Here is a 15033-nt window from a genome sequence, read left to right on the forward strand (position 1 = left end):
CAATATGATGCACGGCGACAGCAGGGTGATGGTGGTGGTGTGTTTGGAGACAGCCAGTTTACCAGCACCCTGTCTGTCAACTTCCACTTTCCCAGGATCCCGCGAAGAACCATAAAAAGGGCCCCGCAGGGCCCTGATGATAGTGGATGGCTGGCGCCCGTCTCGCCCGGATCAAGGCTGACGCGGCAGCTCCCTGTAGCCCATCTCGTACAGGGTGAAGGCATAGATGTCCGCACTCTGCTCGATAAGTTTGGCCACCGGCGTGCCCGCCCCGTGCCCGGCATTGGTCTCGATGCGGATGAGCTGGGGATGGGGGCCGGCATTGTCGGCCTGCAGGGTGGCGGCAAACTTGAAGGAGTGGGCCGGCACCACCCGATCGTCGTGATCCGCCGTGGTCACCAGGGTCGAGGGGTAGCTGACCCCGGGCCGGACGTTGTGCAGGGGCGAGTAGCCCTTCAGGTAGTCGAACATCGCCTCGCTGTCGGCGCTGGTGCCGTAGTCATAGGCCCAGCCCGCCCCGGCGGTGAAGGTGTGGTAGCGCAGCATGTCGAGCACCCCCACCGCCGGCAGGGCGACCCGCATCAGATCCGGCCGCTGGGTCATCACCGCCCCCACCAGCAGACCGCCGTTGGAGCCACCGCGGATCGCCAGCCGATCGGTGCGGGTGTAGCCCTCGGCCTTGAGGTACTCGGCCGCCGCGATGAAATCGTCGAACACGTTCTGCTTGTTCTGCTGGGTGCCCGCCAGGTGCCAGGCCTGGCCGTACTCGCCGCCCCCGCGCAGGTTGGCCACCGCATAGACGCCCCCCAGATCCAGCCAGTTGGCTACCGACACGCTGAAGCTCGGGGTCAGGCTCACGTCGAAACCGCCGTAGCCGTAGAGGATGGTCGGATTACTGCCATCAAGCTTGAGGCCCTTGCGGTAGCTGATGATGAGCGGCACCCGGGTGCCGTCCTTGCTCTGGTAGAAGCGCTGCTCGGAGACGTAATCCTCCGGTTTGAACGGCGCAGCCGAGGCGCGATAGAGGCTGATGGCGCCGCTCTTGGGCTCGAATCGGTAGAGGGTCGGCGGCTGGGCATAGTTCTCGAAGCCGAAGTAGAGGGCGGGATCATCGTGCTTGCCGTTGAAGCCGCTGACGCTGCCAAGGCCGGGCAGCACCACCTCGCGCACCCGCTTGCCTTCGTAGTCGAACTGCTCGACCCGGGCGGTGGCATCCACCATGTATTCGGCGAACAGGTAGCCGCTGCCGCTGTGCACCGTCAGCACTTGCTGACGCTCGGGGATGAGATCCCGCCAGCGGGCCGGCCCCGGGTTGGCGGCATCCACCGTCACCAGCCGGCGGTTGGGGGCGTCCCGGTTGGTCAGCAGGTAAAGGGTGCTGCCCTGGTTGTCCACCAGGCTCACGTCCGCCTCCAGATCCCCCTGCACCGTCAGCAGCGGCGCGTTCTCCTGGCTCAGATCCTTCACATAGAGGCGATTGCCGGAGGTGGAGTTCGCCGCCGAGATGAGCAGGAAGCGGTCATCTTCGGTGACGGTCGCCCCCACGTAGCGGTGGTGCTGGGCCGGGATGGCGCCGAACACCAGCCGGTCATCCTCCTGCGCCGTGCCGAGCCGGTGGAAATAGACCTTGTGCTGATCGGTCTTGGCCGACAGCTCGCTGCCATCCGGCTTGTCGTAGCTCGAGTAGAAGAAGCCCTCGTTGCCGAGCCAGCTGATGCCGCTGAACTTCACGTCCTTGAGGGGCGCCTCCAGCGGCTGCTTGCTCTCCACGTCCATCAGGTGGATCTCGCGCCAGTCACTGCCCGCCAGCGACAAGGAGTAGGCCAGGATGCGGCCATCACGGGAGAAGCTCAGCTGATCCAGCGCCGTGGTGCCGTCGGGGCTGAGGGTATTGGGATCGAGGAACACCTCGGCCGGCTTGCCCTCCAGCTGGCGCCACAGCACGTTCTGGTTCTGCAGGCCGTCGTTCTTGAAGAAGTAGTGGTAGCGCCCCTCGCGAAACGGCGCCCCCTCCTTGGCGTAGTTCCAGGAGGCGGCCAGCTTCTCCTTGATGGCGGCGCGATACGGGATCTGCGCCAGGTAACCCTGAGTCACCCGGTTCTGGGCCTTGACCCAGGCCTCCGTCTCGGGGCTGCGATCATCCTCCAGCCAGCGATAGGGGTCGGCCACGGCCTGGCCGAAATAGTGATCCACCTGCTCACCCTGGCGGGTGACGGGGTAGTGAAGGCGCGTATTCCCTGACATGGCATCCTCTCTGGTTGGCTGGCCGCTGCACGCACAGAGCAGTGACAGGGCCAGCAGGCTGACAATGGCTCGCATCGAGGCGGCTCCCTGCGGTTTGAGTGAGCGGGCAGGTTAACAAAGCGCGCCGGATGGCCCAACCCCCCGACCGGTGGCAGAGGATGGCCCGCCGACACGGGGGAGCCATATGAATTTTTTCGCTTAAGTTTGCCGCTTTATTTTGTTTGTTATCCGGCCCTTGGGTCACAGGATGGAATAAGACACCAGCCAACGTGAGCCATTCAGGATAAAGCATGCCGTACAGCTACCTATCACATCTGCGTTGCAGCAAGACCGGCGAGATAGTGGATGCCGATCAGCCCCAGCAGTTGAGCCCGGTCGGTGCCCCCTTGCTGGCCAGTTACGACCTCGAGGCCCTGAAACAGGCCTGGCACCCGGCCGCGCTGCTGGGGCGCCCCGCCAGCCTGTGGCGCTACCACGAGCTGCTGCCGGTGCGCGACCCCGCCCAGGTGATCACCCTGGGGGAAGGCTTCACCCCTCTGCTGCCCCTGCCCGCTTTCGGCAAACAGATCGGCATTCCGGATCTCTGGATGAAGGATGAGAGCATCATCCCCACCGGTTCTTTCAAGGCCCGCGGCGCCGCGGTCGGCGTCTCCCGCGCCCGGGAGCTCGGCATCACCCACTTCGCCATGCCCACCAACGGCAACGCCGGTGCGGCCTGGGCGCTTTACGGCGCCCGCGCCGGCTTGCGCAGCACCATAGTCATGCCCCAGGCGGCACCCGCCATCACAAGACTGGAGACCTCGCTGGCCGGTGCCCGCCTCTATCTGGTGGATGGCCTCATCAGCGACGCCGGTCGCCAGGTGGCCGAGGCGGTGGCCGAGCAGGGGCTGTTCGATGCCTCCACCCTCAAGGAGCCCTATCGCATCGAGGGCAAGAAGACCATGGGGCTGGAGATCGCCGAGCAGCTCGGCTGGACTCTGCCGGACGTCATCCTCTACCCCACCGGCGGCGGGGTTGGTCTCATCGGCATCTACAAGGCGCTGCGGGAGTTGCAGGAGCTGGGCTGGGTCAAGGGGCCGCTGCCGCGACTGGTGGCGGTGCAGGCGAGCGGCTGCGCCCCCATCGTCCAGGCCTGGCAGCAGGGGGAGCGCGAATCGCGCTTCTGGCCCGATTCCCAGACCCTCGCCTTTGGCATCAACGTGCCCAAGGCGCTGGGGAACTTTCTGGTGCTGGACGCCCTCTATCGCACCGAGGGGTGCGCCGTCGCGGTGGACGATAGCGCCATCCAGCGCGAGATCCGACAGCTCGCCGCGCGCGAAGGCAGCTTCGTCTGCCCGGAAGGGGCGGCCGCCTTCGCCGCCGCCCGCCAGCTGCGGGAAGCGGGCTGGATACGGGGGGGCGAGCGGGTGGTGGTGCTCAACACCGGCGCCGGCATCAAGTACCCTGACGCCATCACGGTCGTGCCCCAGCGGCTGCGCCGCGACGGGAGGATCCCGGCATGAGCTTCGACTGGTCCTTTGTTCTCACCACCCTGCCGGCGTTCGGCCAATCGGTCTGGGTCACCTTGCAGCTCGGCGCCATCGTGATCCTCACCTCGCTCGCCGTGGCGATACTCAACGTGACGCTGCAAAGCCTGCACAAGCCCTGGCTGAACGGGGTGATCCGCGCCTATGTGGAGCTGGCCCGCAACACGCCGCTCTTGATCCAGCTGTTCTTTCTCTACTTCGGGCTGCCGGCGCTCGGCATCTCGCTCTCCGGCTTTGCCACGGCGGTGATCGCCATGACCTTCCTCGGTGGCGGTTACCTCACCGAGGCGCTGCGGGCAGGCGTTCAGGCAATCCCCCCCAGCCAGCTGGAAGCAGGCCGGGCCATCGGCCTCTCCCGTTGGCAGCTGCTGCGCCACGTCCAGCTGCCCCAGGCCTGGCTCGCCAGCCTGCCGGCGCTGTTTGCCAACTTCATCTTTCTGCTCAAAGAGACCACGGTGGCTTCGGCGGTGGCGGTGCCCGAGCTCCTCTACACCACCAAGAACTACATCGCCCTCTACTACAAGACCTACGAGATGCTGGCGGTGCTGACCTTGATGTGCGTGCTGATCTTTCTGCCGCTCTCCCTTGCCCTGCGCGTCGTTGAAAGGAGGCTGCAACATGGTCAGTTCGGTCATTGAGCAACTGATGCAGGCACCTATTTTCCAGCTGCCGCCGTCACTCGCCACCCATGCAGAGGAAAGGAGGGATCACTATGGCCAGTCCAGTCACTGAACAGCTGACGCAGGCGCTGCCGCTGCTGGCGGTGGGCGCGGGTCAGACCCTCGCCATCTCCCTGCTCGCCATCCTGTTCGCCACCCTGGGCGGGGTCGGTTACGGCGTGCTGGCCCAGCAAGGGGGAAGGCTGACTCGGGGAGCACTGCGGGTTTATCTGGAGCTGTTTCGGGTGGTGCCCGTGCTGGTGTGGCTCTATCTCTTTTTCTTCGGGTTGCCGATCTTCTTTGGCCTGGATATCCCGGCCTTCTGGTGTGCCGTGCTGGTGCTGGCCCTGTGGGGGGCCAGCGAGGTAGGCGAAGTTGTGCGCGGCGGTCTCAAGTCCCTCGCCCGCGGCCAGCAGGAGGCCGGCCTGGCGCTCGGGCTCTCCCGCTGGCAGCTCTATCGCCACGTGCTGCTGCCCCAGGCGCTGCAACGGCTGACGCCGCCGACCATCAACATCTACACCCGCATCATCAAGACCAGCTCGCTGGCGGTGCTGATCGGGGTGGTGGAGGTGATCAAGGTGGGCCAGCAGATCATCGAGCGCACCTATGGCTCGCTGCTCATCTACGGTCTGCTGTTCCTGTTTTTCTTTCTGGTCTGCTATCCGCTCTCGCTCGCCTCGCGCCGGCTGGAGCAACAATGGGGTAATGCGGTATGACACCTCTGCTTGAGCTCAATGCTGTCAGCAAACAATTCGGCCAACACCGGGTACTGGACGAGGTCAGCCTCACGGTGAACGCCGGGGAAGTGATCGTCATCCTGGGGCCGAGCGGCTGCGGCAAGAGCACCTTGCTGCGCACCCTCAACGGGCTCGAACCGATTCAGGGGGGGGACATTCGCTTCGACGGAGAGTTGCTGGATGCCAGCACCGACTGGCAGCGGCTGCGCCAGCGCATCGGCATGGTGTTCCAGAGCTATCACCTCTTCCCCAACCTGACGGTGCTGGAGAACGTGCTGCTCGGCCCTGTGCAGGTGCAGAAGCGGGAGCGGGCCGAGGCCCTGCTGCAGGCGGAACAGCTGCTGACCCGCATCGGCCTGTGGGAGCGGCGCCATGACTATCCGCGCCAGCTCTCCGGCGGCCAGCAGCAGCGCATCGCCATCGTGCGGGCCCTGTGCATGAACCCCCAGGTGATGCTGTTTGACGAGGTGACCGCTGCGCTGGATCCCGAGATGGTACAGGAGGTGCTGGAGGTGATCCGGGATCTCGCCGGCAGCGGCATGACCCTGCTTGTCGTCACCCACGAGCTGGCCTTCGCCCAGGCGGTGGCGGATCGCATTGTCTTCATGGACGGCGGCCACATCCTGGAGCAGGCCGCGCCCCATCAGTTTTTCGAGAGCCCGCGCAGCCAGCGTGCCCGCCAGTTCCTCGCCAAGTTTTCTTATACAACTGTCAGCAAACGAAAGGAGTCAGCATGAAGATAATTACCTCGGTCCTGTTTAGCGCCCTCATCGGCCTGGGCCTCGCCAGCGGCGCCGCCCAGGCAGAAGACGGTTCCCTCGCCAAGATCAAGGCGCGGGACAAGCTCATCGTCGGCGTCTTCACCGACAAGCCGCCGTTTGGCTATGTGGACGAGAAGGGCAACTACGTCGGCTTTGACACCGATCTCGGCCGCCGCTTCGCCAAGGATCTGCTGGGGGACGAAAACAAGGTCGAGTTCGTGGCGGTGGAGCCCGCCAGCCGCATCCCCTTCCTGCAGAGCGACAAGGTGGATCTGATCCTCGCCAACATGACGGTGACCCCGGAGCGGCGGCAGGTGGTGGACTTCACCAACCCGAACCTCAAGGTCGCGGTGCAGGTGCTGGTGCCGGAAGGCAGCGACGCCAAGAAGCTCGACGATCTGGCCGGCAAGCGGCTTATCGTCACCACCGGCACCACGGCCGACATCTGGCTGACCCGCAACCACCCGGACTGGAAGGTGCTCAAGTTCGAGAAGAACACCGAATCCCTGCAGGCCCTGGCCCAGGGCCGCGGCGACGCCTACGCCCAGGACAACCTGGTCTTGTTCAGCTGGGCCAAGGAGAACCCGGGCTATCGGGTGCTGCCCGAGAAGCTGGGCTCGGAAGACCCCATCGCCCCGGCGGTGAAGAAGGGCAATATCGAGCTGCGTGACTGGGTCAACAACCGTCTCGCCAAGCTGGGGGAAGAGAAGTACCTGCTCAAACTCTACGACCAGTATGTGCGCGACAAGCTTAGCGCCGATACCGATCCCAACGACGTGATAGTGGAAGGAGGCAAGTGGCAGGGTTGAGCCCTGCCCCCACAGCAGTGCTGAGTGTGAAGTGTGTGATCTTTGGTTCCGTTGGTCTGCAAACCGCAAGGTTTGACCTTTCCAGGCGCCCCCTCCAGGTGGCGCCTTTTTTTGTTTGCAAGACCCCGGCAGACGGGACACCAGCTCTGTGAGCCAGCTCCCCCTGCCCCGGGATGCCCTGTGCCATCCTCACTGAAACGGCAGCGGGAGGAGAAACCCATGTGGATAGAGGCCGAGCCCGTCTACGGCGCCCTGGTGTCCCTGGCCATCGGGCTCATCATCGGGCTGGAGCGGGGCTGGCAGGTGCGCCAGCTCGGAGACAACCAGCGCATCGCCGGGATGCGCACCTATGGCCTCATCGGTCTGCTCGGCGGGGTCTGCGCCCTGCTGCTGCCCACCCTGGGCGCCTGGCTGGCCCTGCTCGGTCTGCTGACCGTGGTGACGGGGTGCGGCCTCTCGGTCTGGCTGGCCCAGCGCTGGCAGGGGGAGTTCGGCCTCACCAGCTCGGTAGCCATGGTGCTCACCTACCTGCTGGGGCTGATGTCGGTGCTGCAGAGCCCGAGCGAGGCGGTGGCCTGCGCCGTGCTGGCGGCCCTCCTGATGGGGCTCAAGGGCAAGATCCAGCAGGGGATGCTGTTCTTGAGCGAAATGGAGTTTCACGCCACCCTGCGTTTTCTGCTCATCTCTCTGGTGCTGCTGCCGGTGCTGCCGGATGCGGAGATGGGTCCCCTCAATGCCTTCAATCCCTTCAAGATCTGGCTCATGGTGGTGGTGATTGCCGGCATCTCGTTCTGTGGTCACTTCGCGGTGCGCCTGCTCGGCACCCGCTCCGGGCTGGTGCTCACCAGCATGCTGGCGGGGCTCGCCTCCTCCACCGCCCTCACCCTGCAATTTGCCCGCCTCAACAAGGAGCAGGGAGGGCTGGAGCGGCTGCTGGCCACCGGCATCCTGCTGGCGGGGGCCACCATGTGGCTCAGGCTGCTGGCACTGGTGCTGATCATCCACGGAGAGCTGGCGCTGCGTCTGGCTGTCCCCCTGCTGCTGCTGGCAGCCATCGTCTACGGCTTTGCCTTCTGGTTCTGGCGCCAGCGGGAAGAGATGCCGGACGGCCCGGTACAGCCCGAAACCCGCAACCCGCTGGATCTCGCCACCGCCATCAAGTTCGGTCTGCTGCTCGCCCTCATCGGCTTCATGGCCACCCTGCTGCAAAGCAAGGTGGGCAACTCCGGGGTCTATCTGCTGTCGCTGGTCTCCGGCATCACGGACGTGGACGCCATCACCCTCTCCCTCTCCCAGCTCGCCCAGAAGGAGCTGGCCCTGGAGGTGGCGGCCAGGGGCATACTGCTCGCCGGGCTGGTCAACTCCCTGGTGAAAGGAGTGCTGGCACTGGTGATTGGCGGACGCAGCCTGGGGCGGCGGGTCTTGCTCCCCTACCTCGTCTCCATCCTGCTCATCCTGCCCCTTGTCCTGATGACATGATGACGGGGATCACCTGACGGGCCCGGCACTCTGACACCCCCTCCCCTTGTCGCGTATACTGCCCCCTCTTGCAGCAGGAGGAGATAACCATGGCAAGCGACTGGGACAAGGTATTGGCTGGGGGCGCCCTGGACAGCCAGAGCGAGGAGATAGCGAACGACCGCATTCGCGGCCAGGCGCTGCTGAGCCGACTCAACGCCTCACCGGCGGGGGATCACGTCCTGCGCCAGCAGATCTGCCGCGACCTCTTCGCCCACTGTCCCGACTCCTGCTGGATCAGCACCCCCTTCACCTGCGAATTCGGCCGCAACATCCACATCGGAGAGAAGACCTTCTTCAACTTCAACGTCACCATACTCGACGTGGGCGAGGTGCACATCGGCAACCATGTGCTGCTGGCCCCCAACGTGCAGATCTACACCGCCACCCACACCATGGACTATCTGGAGCGACGCAACTGGACCGCCTACAACAAGCCGGTGCGGATCGGCGATGACTGCTGGATTGGCGGCGGGGCCATCATCTGCCCAGGCGTCACCATAGGGCCCCGCTCCATCATAGGGGCTGGCGCCGTGGTCACCCGGGACATCCCGGCGGACTCCCTGGCGGTGGGCAATCCGGCCCGGGTGATCCGCACGCTACAACCGGGCGAGACTCGGGATCCGGCGTGCCTGTCATGATGGCCCTTGCCCTGCTGCCTTTGGGTTGGGCAGGCTGGCTCGGCGCGCACGATGCCAACTGGTGGCCGCTGGCCCTGATCCTGCTGATGAGCCTGCTGACCCTGGTCGTCTACGCCTGGGACAAACGCCAGGCCATTCGTGGCGGCTGGCGCGTGCCCGAGGCCCGCCTGCATCTGCTTGAGCTGTGCGGCGGCTGGCCCGGCGCCCTGGTCGCCCGCCAGTGGCTGCGCCACAAGACCCAGAAAGGGAGCTACCGCCTGCGGTTCTGGGCCATCGTCTGGGGGCAGTTGCTGCTGCTCGGGATCTGGCTCGGCTGGCCGCTCTGGCCGCTCTGAACAACCAGGCAGGCATTGCCGCCCAAGGTCGGGTATGAGACAACGATAGCGCGGGAGACAGATCCTCTCGTTCAAATCTTGAAAGGAGTCATTCATGACCATGTGGACAGGTATCGTCCTGATCGTCTTTATCAGCGTGTCGTTCAGCTATCTCACCAAACGCGCCCGCTACCAGATGGGGGATGCCCGCATTACCGACCGTCTCGGCAAGCAGGACATGATCATCAAGGAGTTGCAGGAGCGCATCGCCAATCTGGAGGCCATCGTCATCGAGGAGGAGAAGCGCCGCCCGTTCAAGGAGCTCTGATCCGGCAAGCCGGGCGGCAAACCGGCCAGCCCCCGGGCTGCAAGGGTTTGCCGCCGCCCCCGCTCGCCCCCGCCCGTCCTCCGCCTGGCAAAAACGAAATTCACAGCAGGATCAATCCCCTGCCATTTTTCGGTTGAATGTTCGCCAAGCTGGCCCGATCCCTGCTCCGTCATGACATCAGTCGTACGGAGAGTGACATCATGATCGCCATCGGCACCCTGCTTCCCCTCGCCTCCCTTGCCCTCAAGCTGGGCAGCAAGCTGCTGGGCGACAGCACGCCGCCCGCCCAGACCGAGCCTGTCGTGCAGGAAGCGCACCTTGCCCCCACGGTGCAGAGCCTGTTCCAGCGCCTCGGCATCCAGGAGGCTGACAGCGAGCAGAACCGCCCCGCCATCAACCACTTCATGGGGGCGCTGATGCAGACCCTGGGTCAGGAATCCTCGGGTCAGCCCCTGCCCCAGGCCATCAATGCCGCCCGCACCCAGTTGGCAGACGGCACCCAGAGCACCCGCCTCGATGCGCTGCAGAGCGAGCTCGACACCCTCAAGGGCTCCCTGGGCAACAGCGACCTCAACCTCGATCAGCTGCTCTACGCCTTCAAGCAGACCCTGACCCAGGGCCCGGGGGAAGGTGTCGGCAAGCTGCTCAATGCCAGCGCGTGAGCGGGTGTGGAACCATGAAAAACGGCAACCATTAGGTTGCCGTTTTTGTCGGGCAGCTCCCTGGGTGCCACGCTAGGGCTGTGAAGGGGGCGGGTTCAGCATGGCGCCGGCCAGCGCGGTCTGCCCGCGGTCCTGCAGGGCATTGGCCGCTCCCAGGCGATCCGCCGCCTCCTTGTTCTGACCCAGCTTGAACTTGCCGACCAGCCGCTCAATCTCGATCTCTATGCCCACCACGGCCTGCACCATGGTCTCGAGATAGTCTCGCGGTGCATCCGCCATCTTCCAGGGAATGGACTCTCCCGCCTCGTGGGTACGGGTCAGGGTCGCGAGCAGGCGACGCACGAAGCGGGCATCGTCCCTCACCCGGACACGGCCATGGGCGTGCACCACGGCATAGTTCCAGGTGGGCACCTGCTTGTGATGCACCTGCTTGCCCGGATACCAGCTGGGGGAGATATAACCCTCGGCGGCGCGGAAGATCACCAGCACCTCGTCGCCCTCTTTCACCTCCTGCCAAAGCGGGTTGTTGCGGGCCACATGGGCCCGCAGCACCCCGTGGTCCCCCTGCGCCCCATCGAACTCGAACGGCAGGTGGTTGGCGTCCAGCCCCCCTTCACCACAGGTGATCAGGGCCCCCAGGGGGTGCGCCTGCATCAGCTGGTGCAGCGCCTCGGGGTCGGTAACGGCGAAATGGGGTGGCAGGTACATGGGAACTCCTTGATCCGGTAGACGCGTCCATACGCATTGCAGCGGGATCATGCCCTGCCCGGCGCGGGCCGTCACCCTGAATGTGCCCCACTGAGCCAGTTCATTGCCGCAGGTGGACGCAATGCCACATCATCATCCACAGGCGAGATATAACACCCTATGTTCACGGTACAAATATCACTTTAACAGCCCAAGTGAATGGAAAAACAACCTCAATGACAAAGATAATTCCGCTTTACTCCCCTCTCCCCTTCGCCAGATAGCCGATACGGTAGATCTCGCCCCCGCCAGGCAAGGGCGATGAGAAGGACGGGAGCAAATCCGCCTCCAGCCATTCCCATCGGGTGAGGTCCCAGCCGCTCACCATGGCCTCGCCGTGCAGGTCGGCCAGCTGGCCGTGGGAAGCGACCTTGGTGCGCCGCAGCATGGCCATGCAAGCCCCGTCGAGGGAGGCCGGATCCGGCGCCCGCAGCAGATGCCAGGTCTCGATGCGGGGCCAGCCGAAATGCCGGGTGAGCGCCGCGAATCCCTCGCTTGCCAGGAATCGGTGCATCGCCTCGGCGCTGTGCCACACATAGAAGGGGGCATAGCGGTTCTCCTGCCCCGGCAGGGCCCCATCGTCCTGACGGCTGTAGAGATAGGCCTTGAACAACAGACCGGGAAAGCCGTCCAGTCTGGCGCCATTGCTGGCGATCCGCTGCTCGATCAGCGCCATGTCGTAGTCAGCGGGCAGGGTGAATCGGTAGTGCATGGCGATCATGAGGCCACCTCCTGTCTGAACATCCGGCCCTGGCCGCAACTCCACGCCTCGGCATCGGTCTGCTGGATCACCACCATGAGGTTGTCGGGATGGATCCCAAGCTCGGCCTCAAGGCGCTCGGCGAGACGTGCATAAAGCCGCTCCCTGGTCGCGGTGCTACGCACCTTGCCCGCCAGGATCTGGAAGAGGATGAAACCCTGGTCCCGGCGGCCGGTCTGGTAGTGGGGGTCATAGATGAGCGCACTGGCAGGCAAGATCTCGAGGATCTGGAATTTATCCTTCGGCGGCACCTCGAACACCTCCACCAGGGTCTGGTGGTAGAGGGCGCTGAGTTGTTGCAGGTGTGCGTCGCTCATCCCCTCGCACAGGGTGATGCGGGTCAGCGGCATGGGGTCACCTCCTCGCGGGGGGGCAGATAACCCACGGCTGTCACTGCGGCGGGCAAACCGGCGTAGAAGGCAAGATGGGTGAACAGCTCTTCCAGCTCATCCCGGGACAGGCCGTTTTGCCGGGCGAATGCAATATGCCAGGGCAGTTGTTGCACCCGGCCCAGGGACGCCAGGATGGCCAGGGTGATCAGGCTGCGCTCGCGGGCCGAGAGGGTGGGGCGCTGCCAGATATCGCCAAACAGCGTCTCTTCCGCCAGTCGGGCGAGTCGGGGGGCAAGCTGCGCCAGGGTGGCGCGATCGGGAACATCGGGTGTCATGGCAATCTCCTTGGTGGATGAAGCCACTCTCCCTCACTGCTACAATTTAAAAAATCGAAATATTCAAGACCAATCATCCCGATTATAAGGATAGTTATGTCACCCCTTCCCCCCAGCCTGGATCTCGATGCCCTGCGCAGCTACGTGCTGGGGCTGGAGTGCGGCAGCTTTGCGCTGGCGGCGCAGCGGCTGTGTCGCTCCACCTCGGCGGTCAGCGCCCAGTTGAAAAAACTCGAACAGCAGTGCGGCACCGATCTGGTCATGAAGCAGGGACGTCACCTGGTGCCGACAGCCAGCGGTGAGCGCCTGCTGGGCTACGCCAAGCGGCTGCTGGCGCTCAATGACGAAGCCGTGCTCGCCCTCAAAGGGGAATTGCTGCAAGGGGAGATCCGGCTCGGGGTGCAGGAGGACTTCGGTGAATCTTTGCTCCCCGCCGTGCTGGGGCCCCTCTGTCGCCAGCACCCGGCCCTGCGCATGACGACCCGCATCGATCGCAACGGGGCCCTGGTGCAGGGGATCAGGGAGGGCACCCTCGACATGGCTCTCGCCTGGCAGCCACAGGGAGAGCGGGAGGATCTTCCCCTCATCGAGGTGGTGCAACTGGCCTGGATTGCCCACCCCGAGTGGGACCTCGCCCCTTTGCTCGCGTGCGGGGAGCCCCTGCCCCTGGTGCTCTTCGATGCCCCTTGCCTGATGCGGGCGCGGGCCATCCGCGCCCTCGACGATGCCGGGATCCCCTGGCGGATCGCCTTCACCAGCCAGAGCCTGGGCGGGATCTGGGCCGCCGTGCAGGCCGGGCTAGGGATCACGGTGCGTTCCCCCATCGGCATGCCGGCCAGTCTCGCCACACTCGGCGGCGTGCTGCCCTCACCGGGCTCCCTGGGGGTGGTGCTACTCGCCGCCAGCCATGAAACCGACGAGGCCAGACGCCAGTTGCAACGACTGCTCACGGACGCCGTGCATCAGGCCAGCGCCGGACAAAGGGGCTGAACAGCGCCTGGTCAACGCGCCCTACGGCGCCGAGGCGTGCCCATAAAAAAAACGGCAACCCTGGGGTTGCCGTTCTGCCTTCTAATTCCAATGGCGAGCCGGTTGGCTTAACCCGCCCGTTTGGCCAGCCAGGCTTCGGCGGCGGTGAGGGCTGCCTCTATCTGCTCGCGAGCGACGCCTCCCTTGGCGACCCGCTTGGCCAGAGTCGCTTCAAGCTCCAGGTTCGGGTAAACATCCTCCCCCACCACGGGGCTGAAGCGCTGGAACTCGGGGAGGGAGAGTTCTTCCAAGGGCTTTTTCACCTGGATCGCATAGACCACGGTCTCGCCGACGATATGGTGCGCCTCACGGAACGGAATCCCCTTGGCCACCAGATAGTCCGCCAGCTCGGTGGCGTTGGCGTAGCCGCCCTGGGCCGCTGCCATGGTGCGCTCGCCATTGACCTTCAGATCGATGAGCACCAGCGCCGCCATGTCGAGGCAGTCGTGCCAGGTATCGAGGGCGTCGAACAGCCCCTCTTTATCTTCCTGCATGTCCTTGTTGTAGGCCAGCGGTAGCGCCTTGAGGCTCATCAGCATGCCCATCTGGGCGCCGACCACCCGGCCGGTCTTGCCACGAATGAGCTCCAGCGCGTCCGGGTTCTTCTTCTGGGGCATCAGGGACGAGCCTGAGGTCACCGCATCGGATAGCTCCACAAAACCGGCTTCGCCGGTGTTGTAGAAAATGAGATCTTCGGCAAACCGCGACAGGTGGGTCATGGAAAGCGACGCCACGTGCATCAGCTCCACCACGTGATCCCGATCGGAGACCGAATCCAGGCTGTTGCGGGTGGCGCCGCTAAAGCCCATGTCGAGCGCCAGGGCTTCCCGGTCGATGGCATAGGCGGTGCCCGCCAGGGCGCCGCAGCCGAGGGGGCTGGTGTCGAGGCGCTTGAGGGCATCCTGCAGACGGGAATGGTCCCGCTCCAGCATCTCCACATAGGCCAGGGCCCAGTGGGCGTAAGTGACCGGCTGGGCACGCTGCAGGTGGGTGTAACCCGGCAGTACCGCGGCCTGGTTGGCACGGGCGGAGGCCACCAGCCCCTGTTGCAGGGCGGTGATGGAGCCGAGCAGCAGCTCGCCCTGTGCCTTGCACCAGAGTTTGAGGTCAGTGGCGACCTGATCGTTGCGCGAGCGACCGGTGTGCAGCTTCTTGCCAAGGGCGCCGACGGCGTCGATGAGCTGGCTCTCGACCCAGGAGTGGATGTCTTCGGCGTCCGAGTTCAGGATCTGCTGGGGATCCTGCTGCACGGAGGCGAGCAGTACCTCCATCGCCTGCTGCAACTGAGCCTGCTCACCCTCGGTCAACACCCCCACCTTGACCAGCGCTTTGGCCCAGGCCATGGAGCCTTGAATATCCTGCTCCGCCAGACGGTAGTCGAACCGCAGCGAATCGTTGAACTGCTTGAACCGGCTATCGGCTCCCTGACTGAAGCGTCCACCCCAAAGTGCCATACTGCTCTCCTTGAATGCGTTGTCGGCGGCGCCTTGCGCCGTCGAACTTGAAATCTTGCCCTGTTTTTCTGCGAGCCTGTTATCTCACAGAAGCGGCCAGGGCGCAGCCGCTCTCGTCACACCCGATGAGGATGGCAAAGGGCCTCTCTGCCTGTAAAAGAGGGGGCCATGCCCCCT

Annotated in this window: 17 protein-coding genes; 11 read left to right on the forward strand and 6 right to left on the reverse strand. The window is 64.9% G+C overall.

Annotated features, from left to right (window positions below):
• Positions 1–171: 171 nt before the first annotated feature.
• Complete coding sequence (locus PG883_RS02750) at positions 172–2319, reverse strand: prolyl oligopeptidase family serine peptidase (protein WP_270806936.1); 2148 nt, start codon at positions 2317–2319, stop codon at positions 172–174.
• Positions 2320–2534: 215 nt separating this feature from the next.
• Between PG883_RS02750 and PG883_RS02755 the strand changes: the two genes are divergently transcribed.
• The 10 genes from PG883_RS02755 (at position 2535) to PG883_RS02800 (ending at position 10199) form a co-directional block, all read left to right on the forward strand.
• Positions 2535–3746: a threonine synthase gene (locus tag PG883_RS02755; protein ID WP_270806937.1), complete on the forward strand. Its 1212-nt coding sequence runs from the start codon at positions 2535–2537 to the stop codon at positions 3744–3746.
• A complete protein-coding gene (locus PG883_RS02760) occupies positions 3743–4408 on the forward strand; it encodes an amino acid ABC transporter permease (protein WP_194760338.1) in 666 nt (221 codons plus the stop codon). The genes PG883_RS02755 and PG883_RS02760 overlap by 4 nt, the downstream gene beginning before the upstream one ends.
• Before the next feature lie 74 nt (positions 4409–4482).
• The gene (locus tag PG883_RS02765) at positions 4483–5145 is read left to right on the forward strand and encodes an amino acid ABC transporter permease (RefSeq protein ID WP_065017296.1); all 663 of its coding nucleotides are present in this window, start codon (positions 4483–4485) and stop codon (positions 5143–5145) included.
• Positions 5142–5903: an amino acid ABC transporter ATP-binding protein gene (locus PG883_RS02770; protein ID WP_270806938.1), complete on the forward strand. Its 762-nt coding sequence runs from the start codon at positions 5142–5144 to the stop codon at positions 5901–5903. Before PG883_RS02765 ends, PG883_RS02770 begins: the two co-directional genes overlap by 4 nt.
• Positions 5900–6736 (forward strand): transporter substrate-binding domain-containing protein, encoded by an 837-nt coding sequence (locus PG883_RS02775; protein WP_270806939.1) that lies wholly within the window; start codon positions 5900–5902, stop codon positions 6734–6736. Before PG883_RS02770 ends, PG883_RS02775 begins: the two co-directional genes overlap by 4 nt.
• 219 nt (positions 6737–6955) lie before the next feature.
• Positions 6956–8215, forward strand: coding sequence for an MgtC/SapB family protein (locus tag PG883_RS02780; RefSeq protein WP_270806940.1), 1260 nt, complete (start codon positions 6956–6958; stop codon positions 8213–8215).
• Between the two features lie 89 nt (positions 8216–8304).
• Positions 8305–8895: a sugar O-acetyltransferase gene (locus PG883_RS02785; RefSeq protein ID WP_104453223.1), complete on the forward strand. Its 591-nt coding sequence runs from the start codon at positions 8305–8307 to the stop codon at positions 8893–8895.
• Positions 8892–9230, forward strand: a complete 339-nt coding sequence (locus PG883_RS02790) for a DUF1294 domain-containing protein (protein ID WP_039040562.1) — start codon at positions 8892–8894, stop codon at positions 9228–9230. The genes PG883_RS02785 and PG883_RS02790 overlap by 4 nt, the downstream gene beginning before the upstream one ends.
• Before the next feature lie 94 nt (positions 9231–9324).
• Positions 9325–9537, forward strand: coding sequence for a hypothetical protein (locus PG883_RS02795; protein ID WP_041211694.1), 213 nt, complete (start codon positions 9325–9327; stop codon positions 9535–9537).
• A 200-nt stretch (positions 9538–9737) separates the two neighbouring features.
• Complete coding sequence (locus PG883_RS02800) at positions 9738–10199, forward strand: hypothetical protein (RefSeq protein ID WP_268452240.1); 462 nt, start codon at positions 9738–9740, stop codon at positions 10197–10199.
• Positions 10200–10271: 72 nt separating this feature from the next.
• Here the strand turns inward: PG883_RS02800 and PG883_RS02805 are convergent, their stop codons facing one another.
• The 4 genes from PG883_RS02805 to PG883_RS02820 all read right to left on the reverse strand — a co-directional run bounded on the left by PG883_RS02805 (position 10272) and on the right by PG883_RS02820 (position 12373).
• Complete coding sequence (locus PG883_RS02805; RefSeq protein WP_268452238.1) at positions 10272–10907, reverse strand: FMN-binding negative transcriptional regulator; 636 nt, start codon at positions 10905–10907, stop codon at positions 10272–10274.
• Positions 10908–11142: 235 nt separating this feature from the next.
• Positions 11143–11667, reverse strand: coding sequence for a DUF4865 family protein (locus PG883_RS02810; protein ID WP_268452237.1), 525 nt, complete (start codon positions 11665–11667; stop codon positions 11143–11145).
• The gene (locus tag PG883_RS02815; RefSeq protein ID WP_268452236.1) at positions 11664–12056 is read right to left on the reverse strand and encodes a tautomerase family protein; all 393 of its coding nucleotides are present in this window, start codon (positions 12054–12056) and stop codon (positions 11664–11666) included. Before PG883_RS02815 ends, PG883_RS02810 begins: the two co-directional genes overlap by 4 nt.
• Complete coding sequence (locus PG883_RS02820) at positions 12047–12373, reverse strand: carboxymuconolactone decarboxylase family protein (RefSeq protein WP_010675684.1); 327 nt, start codon at positions 12371–12373, stop codon at positions 12047–12049. Before PG883_RS02820 ends, PG883_RS02815 begins: the two co-directional genes overlap by 10 nt.
• 96 nt (positions 12374–12469) lie before the next feature.
• Between PG883_RS02820 and PG883_RS02825 the strand changes: the two genes are divergently transcribed.
• Positions 12470–13363, forward strand: coding sequence for a LysR substrate-binding domain-containing protein (locus PG883_RS02825; protein WP_268452234.1), 894 nt, complete (start codon positions 12470–12472; stop codon positions 13361–13363).
• 107 nt (positions 13364–13470) lie between these two features.
• Here the strand turns inward: PG883_RS02825 and argH are convergent, their stop codons facing one another.
• Positions 13471–14856 carry an argininosuccinate lyase gene (gene argH, locus PG883_RS02830; protein ID WP_268452232.1) on the reverse strand — a complete coding sequence of 462 codons (1386 nt, stop codon included), beginning with the start codon at positions 14854–14856 and terminating at the stop codon, positions 13471–13473.
• Between the last annotated feature and the right edge of the window lie 177 nt (positions 14857–15033).

The organism is Aeromonas sp. QDB25 (assembly GCF_027707725.1).
GTDB classification, from domain to species: domain Bacteria; phylum Pseudomonadota; class Gammaproteobacteria; order Enterobacterales; family Aeromonadaceae; genus Aeromonas; species Aeromonas caviae.